General features: G+C 76.4%; 12 protein-coding genes and 1 pseudogene. 6 read left to right on the forward strand and 7 right to left on the reverse strand.

Annotation, left to right across the window (positions count from 1 at the left end; genetic code table 11):
• Positions 1–10 precede the first annotated feature (10 nt).
• The 3 genes from H7K62_RS00355 (at position 11) to H7K62_RS00365 (ending at position 3,932) form a co-directional block, all read left to right on the forward strand.
• Positions 11–904, forward strand: coding sequence for a purine-nucleoside phosphorylase (locus H7K62_RS00355; protein WP_186716350.1), 894 nt, complete (start codon positions 11–13; stop codon positions 902–904).
• Positions 901–2,721, forward strand: coding sequence for a phospho-sugar mutase (locus H7K62_RS00360; RefSeq protein WP_370591528.1), 1,821 nt, complete (start codon positions 901–903; stop codon positions 2,719–2,721). The genes H7K62_RS00355 and H7K62_RS00360 overlap by 4 nt, the downstream gene beginning before the upstream one ends.
• 125 nt (positions 2,722–2,846) lie before the next feature.
• Positions 2,847–3,932, forward strand: a complete 1,086-nt coding sequence (locus tag H7K62_RS00365; protein WP_186715377.1) for a diguanylate cyclase domain-containing protein — start codon at positions 2,847–2,849, stop codon at positions 3,930–3,932.
• A gap of 13 nt (positions 3,933–3,945) precedes the next feature.
• Here H7K62_RS00365 and deoC read toward each other — a convergent pair whose 3' ends face one another.
• Entirely contained in the window at positions 3,946–4,677 is a 732-nt protein-coding gene (gene deoC / locus H7K62_RS00370; RefSeq protein WP_186715379.1) for a deoxyribose-phosphate aldolase, read from the reverse strand.
• A gap of 53 nt (positions 4,678–4,730) precedes the next feature.
• Entirely contained in the window at positions 4,731–5,831 is a 1,101-nt protein-coding gene (locus H7K62_RS00375; RefSeq protein ID WP_186715382.1) for an ABC transporter permease, read from the reverse strand.
• Positions 5,832–5,857: 26 nt separating this feature from the next.
• Between H7K62_RS00375 and H7K62_RS00380 the strand changes: the two genes are divergently transcribed.
• From H7K62_RS00380 to H7K62_RS24440, 3 genes are read left to right on the forward strand one after another with little or no spacing between them, the layout of a single operon-like run.
• Positions 5,858–7,930: a M13 family metallopeptidase gene (locus H7K62_RS00380; RefSeq protein WP_186715384.1), complete on the forward strand. Its 2,073-nt coding sequence runs from the start codon at positions 5,858–5,860 to the stop codon at positions 7,928–7,930.
• Positions 7,927–9,075: an FO synthase gene (locus H7K62_RS00385; protein WP_222436840.1), complete on the forward strand. Its 1,149-nt coding sequence runs from the start codon at positions 7,927–7,929 to the stop codon at positions 9,073–9,075. Before H7K62_RS00380 ends, H7K62_RS00385 begins: the two co-directional genes overlap by 4 nt.
• Positions 9,076–9,077: 2 nt before the next feature.
• A complete protein-coding gene (locus H7K62_RS24440; RefSeq protein ID WP_186715386.1) occupies positions 9,078–10,628 on the forward strand; it encodes a flavin-containing monooxygenase in 1,551 nt (516 codons plus the stop codon).
• Between the two features lie 11 nt (positions 10,629–10,639).
• Here H7K62_RS24440 and cofG read toward each other — a convergent pair.
• From cofG to H7K62_RS00415, 5 genes and pseudogenes are all read right to left on the reverse strand, one after another.
• Positions 10,640–11,923: pseudogene (gene cofG, locus H7K62_RS00395) on the reverse strand (7,8-didemethyl-8-hydroxy-5-deazariboflavin synthase CofG); the annotation flags it as partial.
• Between the two features lie 42 nt (positions 11,924–11,965).
• Positions 11,966–12,361: a VOC family protein gene (locus tag H7K62_RS00400; RefSeq protein WP_370591589.1), complete on the reverse strand. Its 396-nt coding sequence runs from the start codon at positions 12,359–12,361 to the stop codon at positions 11,966–11,968.
• A 181-nt stretch (positions 12,362–12,542) separates the two neighbouring features.
• Positions 12,543–13,631 (reverse strand): adenosine deaminase, encoded by a 1,089-nt coding sequence (locus tag H7K62_RS00405; protein WP_186715388.1) that lies wholly within the window; start codon positions 13,629–13,631, stop codon positions 12,543–12,545.
• Between the two features lie 59 nt (positions 13,632–13,690).
• Positions 13,691–14,050 (reverse strand): hypothetical protein, encoded by a 360-nt coding sequence (locus H7K62_RS00410; RefSeq protein ID WP_186715390.1) that lies wholly within the window; start codon positions 14,048–14,050, stop codon positions 13,691–13,693.
• Between the two features lie 141 nt (positions 14,051–14,191).
• Complete coding sequence (locus tag H7K62_RS00415; protein ID WP_186715391.1) at positions 14,192–15,526, reverse strand: thymidine phosphorylase; 1,335 nt, start codon at positions 15,524–15,526, stop codon at positions 14,192–14,194.
• Positions 15,527–15,528 lie beyond the last annotated feature (2 nt).

Raw genomic sequence — 15,528 nt, forward strand, 5'->3', positions numbered from 1 at the left:
GCCCCGCGTGATGGACCCCTTCGACAGCGTCGCGCCGGACCACGCGAACGACCCGGCCCACGACCTCGGCGACCCCGGCACCGACCCCTTCCAGGTCGCGGCCTCCGCCGCCCGGGCCATCGCCGAGCGCACCGGCGTCGCGCGCCACGACACGGCCCTGGTGCTCGGCTCCGGCTGGCAGGTCACCGCTGACCTGCTGGGCGAGACGACCGCCGAGATCGCCGTCACCGACCTGCCCGGCTTCCCGCCCGCGGCGGCCCTCGGCCACGTGGGCACGGTGCGCTCGGTGAGCGTCACCGACGACGCGGGCACCGAGCGCCACGTGCTGGTGTTCCTCTCGCGGACGCACCTGTACGAGGGCCGCGGGGTGCGTCCGGTGGTCCACGCCGTGCGGACGGCCGCTGCGGCGGGCTGCGCGAGCATCGTCCTGACGAACGGCTGCGGCGGCATCGACCCGGGCCGCGGTCCGGGCACGCCGGTGCTCATCAGCGACCACATCAACCTCACGGCGACGTCGCCGCTCGAGGGCGCCACGTTCATCGACCTCACGGACCTGTACTCCTCGCGGCTGCGCGGGCTCGCGCGCCAGGTGCAGACCGAGCTGACCGAGGGCGTGTACGTGCAGTTCCCCGGCCCCCACTACGAGACGCCCGCCGAGGTCCGGATGGCGGGCCGCATGGGCGGTGACCTGGTCGGCATGTCCACCGCCCTGGAGGCCATCGCCGCGCGCCAGGCCGGCCTGGAGGTGCTGGGCATCTCGCTGGTCACCAACCTGGCGGCGGGGGTGAGCCCCACCCCCCTGGACGCGCAGGAGGTCATCGACGCGGGGAAGGCGGCGGGCCCGCGCATCGGGGCGCTGCTGGCGTCCGTCGTGCGCCGCGTCCTCGCCGAGCCGCGCCCGTGAGCGCCGCCTCCCCCCTGGTCCGCCTCGACGCGCGGACCGCTGACCGCGTCCGCGCCTGGGCCGCGGGGGACGTCGACGACGACGACCGCGCCGCGCTGCTGGCGCTGCTCGACCGCGCCGAGAGCGGGGACGACGACGCAGCGGCCGCGGCCGCCGAGGTGGCCTCCGCCGTCGACGGCCACCTGGAGTTCGGCACGGCGGGCCTGCGCGGAGCGCTGGGTCCGGGCAGCAACCGGATGAACCGCGCCGTGGTGGTGCGGGCCGCCGCCGGCCTGGCCGCCCACCTGCACCGGGTCGCCGCCCCCGGCGACGCCGAGGCGGGCCCGCCGATGTGCGTCATCGGGTACGACGCGCGCCGCGGGTCGGCGCAGTTCGCCCGCGACACCGCCGCGGTGATGACCGCGGCCGGGGTGCGCGCCCTGCTGCTGCCGCGCCCGCTGCCCACGCCCGTGCTGGCCTTCGCCGTGCGCCACCTCGACGCCGACGCCGGCGTCATGGTCACCGCGAGCCACAACCCGCCGCAGGACAACGGCTACAAGGTCTACCTGGGCGGGCGGTGCACGCCGTCGTCGTCGTCCTCCGGGGCTGCCGGGGGTGCGGACGCCCCCGGGAGGGGTGCGCAGATCGTGCCGCCCGCCGACGCCCAGATCGCCGCCGACATCGCGGCGCAGCCGCCCGCCCGGGAGGTGCCCCGCGCCGAGAAGGGGTGGTCGGTGCTCGGCGGCGACGTGCTCGAGGCGTACCTGCACGGGGCCTCGGCGCTGCCCGGACCGCCTCCGGCCGACGGCAGGCGCTCCGCGCTGCGCGTGGTGCTCACCCCCGTGCACGGCGTCGGCGGCGCGGTGGTGGTGGAGGCGCTGCGCCGGGCCGGTGTCAGCGACGTGTCCGTGGTCCCCGAGCAGGCGGACCCGGACCCCGCCTTCCCCACCACCGCGTTCCCCAACCCCGAGGAGCCGGGGGTCCTCGACCTGGCGCTCGACCTGGCGCGCCGGCGCGACGCGCACCTGGTCATCGCCGTGGACCCGGACGCCGACCGCTGCGCCGTCGCCGTGCCCGACGCCTCCCGCGAGGGGGGCTGGCGCGCCCTCACCGGTGACGAGCTGGGCGCGGTGCTCGGGGAGCACGTGGCCTCCGGGGGGCTGGCCGGACCGGGCGGCGCGCTGCCCCGTGACGCCGTGCTGGCGTGCTCGCTGGTCTCCTCCAGCCTGCTGGGCCGGATCGCCGCGGCGCACGGCCTCGGCCACGCCGAGACCCTCACCGGGTTCAAGTGGATCTCCCGTGCGCCGCGCCTCGCGTACGGCTACGAGGAGGCCATCGGCTACTGCGCGGCGCCCGCGCTGGTGCGCGACAAGGACGGCGTCTCCGCGTCCGTGGTGGTGGCCGCGCTCGCCGCGGACCTGCGGGCCCGCGGACGCACGCTCCTCGACGTCCTCGACGACCTCGCGGTGCAGCACGGTGTCCACGCCACCGGACAGGTCTCGGTGCGCGTGGAGGACCTCTCGCTCATCTCCGACGCGATGGCGAGGCTGCGGGCCCAGCCCCCGGCTGAGCTGGCGGGACGCGCCGTCGAGCGCGTGGACGACCTGTCGGAGGGCTCCGTGGAGACCACGGGGGTCCCCGCCACCGACGGCCTGCGCTGGACCGTGGCCGGCGGCGGCCGGGTGGTCGTCCGCCCGAGCGGCACCGAGCCGAAGCTCAAGTGCTACCTCGAGGTGGTCGTGCCCGTCGACGGCGAGGGCCTGGCAGCAGCGCGCGCGCTGGCGGACCGGCGCCTCGCCGACCTGGGCACCGCGGTGAGGGCCCTCCTGGCCCTGTGACGCCGCGGGCCGCACGACGCGCGGGGGTGGTGGCCGTCCGGCGGCTCTCCAGGTGAGGCTCCGCCGTGCCGATGCACGGACGGAGGTCGGCGCGCACGTCGTCGACGGCGCAGCCTGGGGGGCACGTGACGCAGCGGGCGAGCACCGGCGCCGGTGCTGTGCGACGGCCGTCGCGGGTGCTTGTCGGCGTCGTCGCCGTGGGCGCCCTGGTCCTGACCGGCGCCCTGCTGGCGGCGGGCTCCGGCCCGCAGGCCGGCCCGTGGCCGGTCCAGGTGGTCCTGTGGGCGGCCTTCGTGGGGCTGCGCCACGACGCTGCCCAGCGCTGGCTGGCGGGCGGGGGCCTGGACCGGCGGACGGCGCGGCGGGTGCTCTTCGGGCAGGCCCTGGGCGCCGGTGCCGTGGCGTCGAGCGCGCTGCCGGCGCTCGTGCCGGTGGTGTGCCTGCTGGTGGCCGTGGTGCACGTCGAGTGGCGCTGGCGCCGCGCTCTGGAGGCCGGGGGCCTGGGCACGCTCGTGCTGTCAGGAGCCGCGACGGCCGGGGTGTCCGCCGGGGTGCTGCCGTCGGCGCACGGCACCGCCGAGCAGGCGGCCGCGCTGGGGCTCGCGTGCCTGGTGCTGGCCAACGTGGCGGTGCTGGCCCGTCAGCGCGAGCGCGCCGACGCCGCGCTCGAGGCCACGCGGCGCACCCGCCACGACGAGCTGCTGCACGCCGCCCAGCACGACGCCCTGACGGGTCTGCTCGGGCGCCGCGGCACCGCGGACGCGCTCGCGGCGGCGTGCGCCGCCGCCGCGCCGGGGGCGCTCGCCGCGGTGGTCTTCTGCGACCTCGACGGGTTCAAGCCCGTCAACGACGCCCACGGCCACGCCGTGGGCGACCGGCTGCTCGTGGACGTGGCCCGGCGCCTGGCCGAGGCGGCGGGCCCCTCGGCGCAGGTGGGCCGCACCGGCGGCGACGAGTTCGTCGTGGTCCTGGGCGGAGCGCACGACACCCGGGCCGTCGAGACCCTCGCGGCGCGCGTGCGGGACTGCCTCGACGAGCCCGTCGAGGTCGACGGGCTCGTGCTGGCGCTCGGGCTGAGCAGCGGGTGCGCCTGGAGCGACGCCCCGGTGCCGGGTGAGGAGCTGCTGCGCCGCGCCGACACCGCCATGTACGCGGCCAAGGCGCAGCGGCGAGCCGGTCGCTCCGCCGCCAGGCCCACCCTCCTCGGCTGACGGGGCGACCGCGTCAGTCCTGCGCCAGCCCGTCCAGCACGGCCGCGGTCCCCGACAGTCCCAGGCGCGTGGCGCCGGCCTCGAGCAGGGCGACGGCGGCCTCCGCCGTCCTGATGCCACCGGACGCCTTGATGCCGAGGCGGCCGCCGACGGTGGCGTGCATGACCTCCACGGCGTGCACGCTGGCGCCGCCCGCGGGGTGGAAGCCGGTGGAGGTCTTCACGAAGTCCGCCCCGGCCTCCTCCGCAGCCCGGCAGACGGCCACGAGGACGTCGTCCGGCAGGGCCGCGCTCTCCACGATGACCTTGAGGACGCCCGGCGCGGGGACGGCCGCGCGCACGGCGGCGATGTCGGAGCGGACCGCCTCGACCTCGCCCGACAGCGCCGCGCCCACGTCGATGACCATGTCGACCTCGTCCGCCCCGGCGGCCACGGCGGCGGCGGCCTCGGCGGCCTTCACCTCGCTGACGTGCTTGCCGGAGGGGAAGCCGCAGACCGTCGCCACGACGAGGCCCTCGGTCGAGCCGGGTCCGGCGGTGTCCTGCAGGGGCAGGAAGGACGGCGAGACGCAGACCGCGAGGACGCCCAGGCGGCGTGCGTCGGCCAGCAGGGCCGCGACGTCGGCGGTGGTCGCCTCGGGCTTGAGCAGGGTGTGGTCGACCAGCCGCGCCACGCGGGCCGCCGTCCACGTCGTCGGGGTCGTCGGGGTCGTCCCGGTGCCGGCGGTGCTGCTGTCCGTGCTCATGGGGCCATCTTGCCCGCAGGCCGCAGGCCGCAGCCCGCTGCCCGCGGCACCGGTCAGGGGGCCGGGCTCGTGCGGCGGGCGCGGCAGACGACCACCAGGGTGGTCGTCGTCGCCACCGCCCACGCGAGGAGCACCAGGCGCGGCTCCCAGCGCTGGGTGTCGTTGAAGTAGGCGGCCGCGCGCAGGGCGGAGACGAGCGCGCCGGACGGCAGCACGCGCGAGAGCGTGCTGAACGGCTCCGGCAGCAGACCGGGGGCGACGGCGCCGCCGCTGGAGGTGTTGCCGAGCAGGATGAACAGCGCCCAGGTGGGCAGGATCGCCCACCGGCCCACCAGCACGCTCATGAGCGCCGCGAACGAGGAGGCCGTGAGCACCTGCAGCGCCAGCGCCCACCACGTCTCCCAGAACGGCAGCGGCACCCCGAGCACCGCGATCGCCAGCGTGGTCAGCACGAGCGAGCCGAGCACCACCAGGGCCCCCGCCACCAGCGCCCACGCGCGCAGCGGCAGCGGGCTGGCGTGGGCGCGCAGCTGGAAGGTGGTGACGAAGCCGAGGATCGTGGCGGTAATGGTCAGGTAGAAGGCGGCCAGGCCGGAGGGGTCGGCGGAGGGCAGCGGGTGCAGGTCGGCGGTGGTGAGGGCCACCCCGGAGGTGCTCTCGGCGCTCAGCGCCGCCTGGGTGAGCACGCGGGCCGCTGACGCCCCGGACGCGCTGGACAGCTCCATCCGCACCCCGGACCCCTCGTCCGAGCCGGTGGGGCTGAGGACGGCGTAGACCTCCTGCAGCTGGACCAGCCGCTCGCCCTCGGCCGCGCTGTCGACGGCGCGCAGCTGCAGCCCCTGGGAGGTGGCGCGCTCGAGCGCGGCGACGAACGGCGAGGACTCCGCGCCGGAGACCACCGCCACGGGCAGGGCGCGCGCGACGGGACGGCCCAGCGCGTCGATGTAGCTCAGCGCGAACAACGCCACCATGGTGGTGGCCACCGCGATGATGACCGCCGCGTGCTTGAAGGAGGGCCGCAGCTCCGCCCACGGCCGGTCCGCCCGGTGCTGGGGGTGGTGGGGCTGGGCGCCCTGCCCGCCGTCGTCGGCGCTCTCGTCCGGGGCGTCCTGGCGGGCCTGGCCCGTGGGCTCGGACGGGGCCTCCTGCGTCACGCTCGTGAGAGTAGGGAGGATGGGGCATGGCCACCTCTCCGACGCAGCCCCCGGTCCGCTCGGGCCTCGACCTCGCCCACGTCGACGTCGCCGCCCGCCCCCAGGACGACCTGTTCGGGCACGTCAACGGCTCCTGGCTGGCCGCGCACGAGATCCCCGCCGACAGGTCCTCCGACGGTGCCTTCCGGGCCCTGTTCGACGCCGCGGAGGAGCAGGTCCGCGCGATCGTCGAGGAGGCCGCCGCGAGCGCCCCGGCCGAGACCACCGGGCCCGCCTCGGGCGGCTCGCTGGGACAGGTGGGCCGCGCCTACCGGGCCTTCATGGACGTCGACCGCGTGGAGGCCCTCGGGGCGGCTCCGCTGCGGCCTCTGCTGGACGAGGTGGCCGCGCTGCGCGACCGCGGCGAGCTCGCCGCGCTGCTGGGCCGCTACCAGCGCGAGGGGCTGGTGGCGCTGGTGGCCGCGTACGTCTCGCCGGACGCGAAGGACTCCTCCCGGTACGTCGTCTACGCCGAGCAGGCCGGGCTGGGCCTGCCGGACGAGGCGTACTACCGCCTCGACGAGCACGCCGAGGTCCGCGGGAAGTACGTCGAGCACCTCGACAGGCTGTGCGCGCTCGCGGGCCTGGAGCCGCTGGGGGCCACGGTGCTGGACCTCGAGACCGCGCTGGCGGCCGTCAGCTGGGACCGGGTCTCGCGCCGGGACGCTCACCGGACGTACACGCTGATGACCTGGGACGCCCTGGTGGCCAGCGCGCCGGGACTGGACTGGGAGGCCTGGCGCGCGGCGCTGCTGGACCTCTCCGACGACACCACCGACGACACCACCGACGGCGGGAGCGGAGGGCCGGCGAGCCGCCTGCCGGGTGTCAGCGCCCACGCCCTCGACGAGGTGGTGGTGCGCCAGCCCTCGTTCGTGACCGGCGCGGCGCGGCTGCTCGAGGAGCGACCGCTGGAGCAGTGGCGCGCCTGGCTGGCGGTGCGCCTGGTGCGCGGGCTGGCCCCGTACCTGTCGGCCGACCTCGTCGAGGAGCAGTTCGACTTCTCGGGCCGCACCCTGTCGGGCACCCCGCAGCTGCGGGAGCGCTGGCGCCGGGGCGTCTCGTTCGTCGAGGGCACCCTCGGGGAGGCCGTGGGGCAGCTCTACGTGGAGCGGCACTTCCCGCCGCGCTCCAAGGAGCGCATGGTGGAGCTGGTGGCCCACCTCGTCGAGGCCTACCGCCGGTCCATCTCGGCGCTGGACTGGATGGGCCCGGAGACCCGCGAGAAGGCCCTGGCCAAGCTGGAGGCGTTCACGCCCAAGATCGGCTACCCGGACCGGTGGAAGGACTACTCCTCCCTCGTCGTGGACGGCGAGGACCTCGTCGGCACGGTGCGCCGGACCGGGGAGTGGGAGACCGCCTTCGAGCTGGCCAAGATCGGGCAGCCGATCGACAGGTCGGAGTGGCTGATGACGCCGCAGACCGTCAACGCGTACTACCACCCGGTGATGAACGAGATCGTCTTCCCCGCGGCGATCCTGCAGCCGCCGTTCTTCGACGCGGACGCCGACGACGCCGCCAACTACGGCGGCATCGGCGCGGTCATCGGCCACGAGATCGGCCACGGCTTCGACGACCAGGGCTCCAAGTACGACGGCTCCGGGAACCTCGTCGACTGGTGGACGCCGTCGGACCGGGAGGAGTTCGAGCGCCGCGCCGCCGCGCTCGTCGCGCAGTACTCGGCGCTGTCCCCGCGGGAGGCGCCGGACGCCCGCGTCAACGGCGAGCTGACGGTCGGCGAGAACATCGGTGACCTCGGCGGGCTGACCATCGCGCTGAAGGCCTACCGGATCTCGCTGGAGGAGGCTGGTCTGGCCGACGGCCCGGAGATCGACGGCTTCACCGCCACCCAGCGGGTGCTCATCGGGTGGGCGCAGGTGTGGCGCACCAAGACCCGCGAGGCGGAGGTGCGGCGCCGGCTCGCGATCGACCCGCACTCCCCCGCCGACCTGCGCTGCAACGCCGTGGTCACCAACCTCGACGCCTTCCACGAGGCGTTCGGGGTGGTCGAGGGCGACGCCCTGTTCACCCCGCTGGAGCAGCGGGTGCGCATCTGGTGAGCCCGCTGCTCCACCTGCTCGCCCGCTGCGAGCAGGGCGACCCGCAGGACCCGGGGCTCGACGACGACGGCGGCCAGCAGCTGCTGACCGCCGACGGCGACGACCTCGAGGCCCTGTGCGCCCTCGCCGACGCCGTGCGCGGCCACCGCCCGGGCGCGGGCGAGCTGACGTTCGTGGTCAACCGCAACCTCACGACCGCCGCGGTGGCCGGGCCGCCCGGCTCGCGGCAGGCGGACCTGCGCGACGCGCTGGTGGACGAGGCGGTGGCGCTGGGCGCGACCGAGCTGTGCGTCCAGGGCCCGCTGCCGGCCGAGGCCGGCGCCGACGGCTACCTCGACCTCGTGGTGGCCCTGCACGAGCGGGCGCCGCAGCTGCACCTGCACGCCTTCCGACCCGCGGAGGTGCTGGACGCCGCGGCGCGCTCGGGCCGCACCCCGAGGGAGTGGCTGACCGCCGCGCGGGAGGCCGGGCTGGGCTCGGTGCCCGGCACCGGCGCGCGGGTGCTGGACGACGCGCTGCGGCCCGCGCTCGCGCCGCCCGGCAGCCCGGACCTCACCTCCCAGCAGTGGCTGGACCTCGTCACCACCGCGCACGAGGTGGGCCTGCGCTCCACCGCCACGCTCGTCTACGGCCACCTCGAGACGGCGGCGCAGCAGGTGGCGCACCTGCGCCGGCTGCAGGAGGTGCAGCGGCGCACGGGCGGCTTCACCGAGCTCATCCTCATGCCGTGGGTGCCGGCGCTCACCGCTGCCCTGCCCGACCCGCTGCCCGCGGGCCTGCCGCGCCAGGCCCCGGGCCCGTCGGTGCGGGAGACGCGGGCGCTGCACGCCGTGGCGCGCCTGCTGCTGTGCCACGGGGGCGGTCAGGCGGCGGGGAGCATCGACCACCTGCAGGTGGCGTGGACCAAGCTCGGCGGCGGCACGACCCCGCTGGTGGAGCAGGTGCTGCGCGGCGGCGCCGACGACCTGGGCGGGCTGCTGCTCGACGGCACCACCGCCCCGGAGGCCGGCGCCGAGGCGGGGCTGGCGCTGTCCGCGGCCGACGTCGTCGTCGTCGCCGGGCGCCTGGGACGCACGCCGCGCCAGCGGACCACCACCTACGCGGACGTCCCTCCGGACCGCCGCCTCCCCCTCCCCCGTCCGTGATCATGGGCGATGCGCACACGACCCCCCGTGATCATGGGAGTTCTGCACACCTGGCGGTCGACGTCGCCGTCGTCGGCGCCGGGGTGGCGGGCCTGGCGACGGCCATCCAGCTGCGCCGCCGGGGCCGCGAGAGCTTCGTGGTGCTGGAGCGCGGCGACGACGTCGGCGGGACCTGGCGCGACAACACCTACCCCGGGGTCGCCTGCGACGTGCCCGCACCGCTGTACGCGTACACGTTCCGCCCGCAGCCGGCCTGGACGCACCGCTACGCGCGCGGAGCCCAGGTGCTGGAGTACCTGCGCACCAGCGCCCGCGAGGAGGGCCTCGGGCCGCACCTGCGGCTGCGCACCGACGTCATCGACGCCACCTGGGACGACGACGGCGACGGCGTCGCCAGGGCAGGAGGGCGCTGGCACGTGACCGCGGTGACGCCCGACGGGGTGCTGCGGGTCAGCGCGCGGGTGCTCGTCACCGCGGTCGGCCGGCTCGCCGAGCCGCGCACCCCCGACGTGCCGGGGCTGGACCGCTTCGCCGGGCCGGTGGTGCACACCGCGCACTGGGACGCCGGGCTCGACGTCCGCGGTCTCCGCGTGGGCGTGGTCGGCACCGGGGCGTCGGCGGTGCAGGTCGTGCCGCAGCTGGCCGGGGTGGCCGCGCAGGTGGTGGTCTTCCAGCGGACGGCCCCCTGGGTGGTGCCGCGCCAGGACGCCGAGGTGCCGGCCGCCGAGCGCGAGGCGCTGCAGCGGGACCCGGGCGCGGTGCGCGCACTGCGGGCGGAGCTGCTCGCCGAGCTCGACGCCGGCATCGCCGCGCGCCGCCGCGAGCGCCCCGCGCTGGAGGCGCTGCGCGCGCGGGCGCTGGAGCACCTGGCGTCCCAGGTCCCGAAGGGTCCGCTGCGCCGCGCGCTGACCCCGTCGTACGAGGTCGGCTGCAAGCGCGTGCTGCTCTCGGACGACTTCTACCCCGCGCTCCTGCGCCCCGACGTGCACCTGGAGCCGAGCGCGCTGGCGCGCGTCGAGCCCGGCGGCGCGGTCGCGGGCTCGGGTGAGCGCTTCGGGCTGGACGCGCTGGTGATGGCCACGGGGTTCACCACCACGCGGCCGCCGATCGCGGAGCGGCTGCACGGCCGGGGCGGACGCTCCCTCGCGCAGCGGTGGGCCGGGGGGATGTCGGCCTACGCCTCGACGGCGGTGCCGGGGTTCCCCAACCTCTTCCTGCTCGGCGGGCCGCACGCGGTGCTGGGGCACTCCTCGGCGATCGACGTGCTGGAGGCGCAGGTCGAGCACGTGCTGGGCGCGCTGGAGCACCTGCGGCGCCTCGGTGCCGGCGCCGCGCCGCTGGAGGTGGCGGAGCGCACCGAAGCCGCGTACCTGCGGGAGGTCGACGCGATGGCCGCCGGGACCGTGTGGGAGGACGGCGGCTGCACGAGCTGGTACCGCGACGACCGCAGCGGGCGGCTGGCGCTGCTGTGGCCGGCGTCGGCGGCGGAGTTCCGGGCGCGCAACGCCCGCTTCGACCCCGCCGCCTACGGCACCCACGGCGCCGCGAGCTGAACTCAGGCGGCGGGACGGCGGGGCGCGGCGCCCACCGGGCGGCGGCCCTGCACCGCCAGCCCGTCCGCACCGGCGAGCGCCGCTACGGCCGGGCGGACCACCGGGTCGAGCCAGCGCTCGGCGTCGAGGGCGTGCTCGGGCTGCAGCGCGAGGCGCTCGCGCAGCTCGAAGCCGCCCTCGGCGGACCAGCGGGCGAGGTCGTCCAGGTGCGGCCAGGGCCGCTCGGGGTTGACGTGGTCGGGCGTCAGCGGGCTGACGCCGCCCCAGTCGTCCACGCCGGCGCGCAGCAGGAGCGCCAGCTCGGCGCCGTCGTCGTCGGTCGCGGAGAGGTTGGGCGGCGCCTGGATGCGCAGGTCCGGCCCCAGGAGCAGGCGGGACACGGCGAGCGCGGCCGCGTACTCCTGCAGGGCCAGGTCGGGCTCGCCGCGCATGGCGGTGCGCGGCTTGGCGCGGAAGTTCTGCACGATCACCTCGCGCACGTGCCCGTGGCGGCGCGCCGTGTCCGCGAGCGCCAGGAGCGACTCGACCCGGTCCGCCGGGGTCTCCCCGATGCCCAGCAGCACCCCGGTGGTGAAGGGGACGACGGCGGTGCCGGCGTCCTCGAGCACCTGCAGCCGCACGGCCGGGTCCTTGTCCGGGCTGCCGAAGTGCGCGGCGCCGCGGCGCTCGAACAGGTCGCGGCTGGTGGTCTCGAGCATCATCCCCATCGACGCCGCGACGGGGCGCAGGTCGGCGAGCTCGGCGGCGGTCATGACACCCGGGTTGAGGTGCGGCAGCATCCCCGTCTCCTCGCGGACGCGGACGGCGAGGTGGCGCACGTACGCCAGCGTGGAGCCGAAGCCGTGCGCCTCCAGCCACTGCCGAGCCTCGGGCCAGCGGGCCTCGGGGCGGTCGCCGAGGGTGAAGAGCGCCTCCTTGCACTCCAGCGCGGCGCCGTCGCGGGTGAGGGCCAGCACCTCGTCCTCGGTCATGAAGGGGGCGCGGCCGGCGCGCGCCAGCTGCAGGGGCGTGTCGACGAAGGTGCAGTAGTGGCACCGGTCGCGGCACAGCGTGGTGATGGGAACGAACACCTTGCGCGAGTACGTGACGACGCCGGGGCGCCCGGCCGCGGCCAGCCCCGCGTCGCGCACCGCTGACGCGACCCGCAGCAGCCTGTCCAGCGGGTCGCCGCCGGCCAGGCCGCGGGCGCCCAGGAGCGCCTCCGCCTGGTGCGGCTCGAGGACCGCCCCGGCCTCGGCGACGCGCAGCGCCTCCTGGACGGCGCGCCCGCTCGGCGGTGAGGTCGGGTCCGGCAGTGCGGTGGTGCTCACCTCACGAGGCTAGGTCGGACATGCGCGTCACCCTCGGGCGGGCACCTGCTGGAGGATCCAGGCGTTGCCGTCGGGGTCGTTGAAGAACACGAACCGCCCCCAGGCCATCTCGTCGACCTCGGTGCACTCCACGCCCCGCGCGAGCAGGTCCGCGCGGGCCGCGTCGGCGTCGTCGACCACCGCCTGCAGGCCCTTCTGGTCACCGGGGCGCAGCGGGGTGATGCCCTGCCCGAAGGCGATGGAGCACGCCGACCCGGGCGGCGTGACCTGGACGAAGCGCAGGTCGTCGGAGACGCGCTGGTCGTGGTCGCACCCCCACCCGAGCACCTCGGCGTAGAAGCGCTTGGCGCGGTCGACGTCGGAGACGCCGACCATCACCAGCTCCAGGGAGACCCTCAGCGCGCTGGTGGCGGGGGTCTGCATCGGCTCACCGGTGACAAGGGTGGTGCGCGGACCGGACGGGACGGCGTCGTCGTCGCTCATGCCTCCGCAGGGTGGCACCGCCCACCGACACCCCGGAACCCCCCACCCCTCGTGATCATGGGCAGTCGGCCACCTCGCAGGTGGCCGACCGCCCATGATCACGCACGGGGAGCGGGTGGGGTCAGTCTGCCCAGCCGGGGAGGACGACGTGCTCGAGCAGCGCTATCCGCTCGTCCTGGGGGATGAACGCGGCGTCGAGCGCGTCGAGGGTGACCTGGCGGAAGTCGTCCCAGCCCCAGCCGGCCTCCTCGGCCAGCAGCACCATCTCGTCGGTGAGCGTGGTGCCGGTCCAGAGGCGGTCGTCGCTGCTCAGCGTGATGGTGAAGCCCAGGTCGCGCAGCGCGGTCACCTGGTGGCCCGCGATGGACGGCGAGGTGCCGGTCTGCGTGTTCGAGCGCGGGCACACCTCCAGCGGCACCTGCCGGTCGCGCACGTAGGACGCGACGCGCCCGAAGCGCGGGCGGGCCGAGGCGTGACCGCTCCCGTCGTCGTCTCCGACCGTGACGTCCTCCAGCACCCGCACGCCGTGCCCGAGGCGGCTCGCGCCCACGGCCAGGGCCTGCGCCACCGACTCCGGGCCGACGGCCTCGCCGGCGTGCACGGTGAAGGGGAAGAGGTTCTCGCGCAGCAGCGCGAACGCCTCGGCGTGGTCCGTGGCGGGGAAGCCGATCTCGGGCCCGGCGATGTCGAAGCCGACCACCCCGGCGTCCCGCCGCGACAGCGCCGCGCGCGCCGCCTCGAGCGACCTGTCCGCCTGCCGCATGGCGCAGACGACCGCCCCCACGCGGATCGGGCGGCCGGCGTCGGCAGCCTCCGCAGCGCCGGCGTGCAGGCCGGCGAGCACCGCGTCGAGCACCTCCTCGATGCTCAGGCCCCCTCCCGTGGACAGCTCCGGCGCGAACCGGCTCTCCATGACGACGACGCCGTCCGCGGCGAGGTCCAGCACGCTCTCGCGCGCCACGCGCTCCAGGGCGTGGGGCGTCTGCAGCACCGCGGTGGTGTGGGAGAACGGCTCGAGGAAGGCCTCCAGCGAGCCGGAGTCGGCCTGGCGCTGCACCCAGGCGGCCAGCGCCTCGGGGGTGCTCTCGGGCAGGTCGTGGCCGATCTCGTCGGCCAGCTCGAGCAGGGTGGAGGCGCGCAGGCCGCCGTCGAGGTGGTCGTGCAGCACCACCTTCGGGGCCCGGGCCAGGCGATCGCGCAGGTCAGTCATGCCGCCAGGCTAGCCAGCCCCGCTCAGCGCCCGGCCCGGCCCGTGCCGCGGCCTCCGGCTCAGGCGACGAGGTGCGCCAGGGCTGAGGCCTCGTCCGGGAAGGGGACGCCCTTGGCGCCCTTCCCGACGGCGTTGAAGCCCTTGAGCAGCAGGGCCTTGATGCCGTCGACGCCGACCATGGCCAGCTTGGCCCCCCGAGGACCGAGGACGTCCTCGTTGAGCTTCTTGCTCTCGGCCATGAAGTCCGGGCCCAGCGCCACCCCGGTGACGTCGGTGAGGATGAGCACGCCGGGAGGCGCGGCCTGGACCTCCTTGGCGACCTGCTTCATCAGCGCGACCGTCTCGGCCCCCTTCGAGCCTCGGTAGTCGGCGATCAGCACCTTCTTGCCGGCGTGGGTCTTCCAGGTGACACCAGACACGACTTCCTCCTCTGCTCGGGAACGACGTGCCGGTCAGATCGGCACGCGCCGCCCGGAGACTGACGGCCTCGGCCCCAGCAGCGGTGCGGAACCACCCGCTCGGAGGACAGCACCGGGAGACGGTGCCCGGGTGCCCGGGAGTCAGCCGATGCGGTCCAGGACGACGTCGACGGCCGAGGTCGTCGCTGCTCCCGCGGGCCCCACGTCCCAGCCGCCCTCGAGGGCCGCCAGGGCCCGGTCGAAGCGCTCCGGGGTGTCGGTGTGCAGCACGGCGAGCACGTCTCCGGCGCGCACGGCGTCACCGGGCTTGGCGCGCAGCTCCACACCGGCCCCGGCCTGCACGGACTCCCCCGCGCGGGCGCGCCCCGCGCCCAGGCGCCAGGCGGCGAGCCCCACGGCCATGGCGTCGAGGCGGGTCAGGGTGCCGTCGGCGCCGGCTCGCACCTCGTGGGTGTGACGGGCCACCGGCAGCTCGGCGTCCGGGTCTCCGCCCTGCGCGGCGACCATCCGGCGCCACACGTCCATGGCGCGGCCGTCGGCGAGGGCGTCGGCGGGGTCGACGTCGCCGCGGCCGGCTGCGGCGAGCATCTCGCGGGCCAGCGCCAGGGTGAGGTCGACGACGTCGCGCGGTCCCCCGCCGGCGAGCACCTCGACGGACTCCCGCACCTCCAGGGCGTTGCCCGCGGTCAGGCCCAGCGGCGTGGACATCTCCGTGAGCAGCGCCACCGTGCGCACCCCGGCGTCGGTGCCGAGGTCGACCATGGTGCGGGCGAGCTCCTCGGCGTCCTCCCTCGTCTTCATGAACGCGCCCGTGCCGACCTTGACGTCGAGCACCAGCGCGCCGGTGCCCTCGGCGATCTTCTTGCTCATGATCGAGCTGGCGATGAGCGGGATCGCCTCCACCGTGCCGGTGACGTCGCGCAGGGCGTAGAGCTTCTTGTCCGCGGGGGCCAGCCCGGAGCCGGCAGCGCAGATGACCGCGCCGACGTCCTCCAGCTGGGCGAGCATCTCCTCGTTGCTCAGCGCCGCGCGCCAGCCCGGGATCGCCTCGAGCTTGTCGAGGGTGCCGCCGGTGTGCCCCAGGCCCCGTCCGGACAGCTGCGGGACGGCGACCCCGCAGGCCGCCACGAGCGGCGCCAGCGGCAGCGTGATCTTGTCGCCGACACCGCCGGTGGAGTGCTTGTCAGCAGTCGGCCGGCTCAGGCCGGAGAAGTCCAGCCGCTCGCCGCTGGCGATCATCGCGGCGGTCCAGCGCGAGATCTCGCGGCGGCCCATCCCGTTGAGCAGGACCGCCATGGCCAGTGCGCTCATCTGCTCGTCGGCCACCGCGCCGCGGGTGAAGGCGTCGACCACCCAGTCGATCTGCGAGTCGGTGAGCTCGTGGCGGTCGCGCTTGGCGGCGATGACCTCGACGGCGTCGTGGGGCTCGGTCTTCGGGGCTGGCGTCTGCGCGGTCTGCGCCGTCTGCTCGGTCACGC

The organism is Quadrisphaera sp. RL12-1S (assembly GCF_014270065.1).
Lineage (GTDB): Bacteria > Actinomycetota > Actinomycetes > Actinomycetales > Quadrisphaeraceae > Quadrisphaera.

Bases quoted from the DNA above. Each gene is read 5' to 3' on its own strand.
- H7K62_RS00380 (WP_186715384.1), top strand. From the start codon at position 5,858: ATGGCCACCTCTCCGACGCAGCCCCCGGTCCGCTCGGGCCTCGACCTC.
- H7K62_RS00405 (WP_186715388.1), bottom strand. From the start codon at position 13,631: ATGACTGACCTGCGCGATCGCCTGGCCCGGGCCCCGAAGGTGGTGCTG.
- deoC (WP_186715379.1), bottom strand. From the start codon at position 4,677: ATGAGCACGGACAGCAGCACCGCCGGCACCGGGACGACCCCGACGACC.
- H7K62_RS24440 (WP_186715386.1), top strand. From the start codon at position 9,078: ATGGGCGATGCGCACACGACCCCCCGTGATCATGGGAGTTCTGCACAC.
- H7K62_RS00400 (WP_370591589.1), bottom strand. From the start codon at position 12,361: ATGCAGACCCCCGCCACCAGCGCGCTGAGGGTCTCCCTGGAGCTGGTG.
- H7K62_RS00355 (WP_186716350.1), top strand. From the start codon at position 11: ATGGACCCCTTCGACAGCGTCGCGCCGGACCACGCGAACGACCCGGCC.